Below are 588 nucleotides of genomic sequence, written 5' to 3'. Positions count from 1 at the left end.
AGTGTATGACGGGCAAAGAGGCAATTATTCATTACCTGGGGACGCATAATAGCTTCTGTGCGCCGGACGTTGCCGCGCTAACAGGCGCAACAGTAACCAGCATAAATCAGGCCGCGGCTAAAATGGCACGGGCAGGTCTTCTGGTTATCGAAGGTAAGGTCTGGCGAACGGTGTATTACCGGTTTGCTACCAGGGAAGAACGGGAAGGAAAGATGAGCACGAACCTGGTTTTTAAGGAGTGTCGCCAGAGTGCCGCGATGAAACGGGTATTGGCGGTATATGGAGTTAAAAGATGACCCTCTACATTACTGAGCTAATAACAGGCCTGCTGGTAATCGCAGGCCTTTTTATTTGGGGGAGAGGGAAGTCATGAAAAAACTAACCTTTGAAATTCGATCTCCAGCACATCAGCAAAACGCTATTCACGCAGTACAGCAAATCCTTCCAGACCCAACCAAACCAATCGTAGTAACCATTCAGGAACGCAACCGCAGCTTAGACCAAAACAGGAAGCTATGGGCCTGCTTAGGTGACGTCTCTCGTCAGGTTGAATGGCATGGTCGCTGGCTGGATGCAGAAAGCTGGAAG

General features: G+C 49.8%; 2 protein-coding genes. Both read left to right on the top strand.

Annotated features, from left to right (window positions below; translation table 11 throughout):
• The coding region (locus VER_RS10435) for a hypothetical protein (protein WP_238390211.1) at window positions 1-296 on the top strand (296 nt) is incomplete at its 5' end.
• Between the two features lie 73 nt (window positions 297-369).
• Window positions 370-588, top strand: a 219-nt coding sequence (locus tag VER_RS10255) for a recombination protein NinB (protein WP_000736894.1), incomplete at its 3' end; no start/stop codon positions are given.

It is taken from the genome of Veillonella sp. R32 (assembly GCF_010093125.1).
Classification (GTDB): domain Bacteria; phylum Bacillota; class Negativicutes; order Veillonellales; family Veillonellaceae; genus Veillonella_A.
This window is presented reverse-complemented; position numbering and strand designations above follow the sequence as displayed.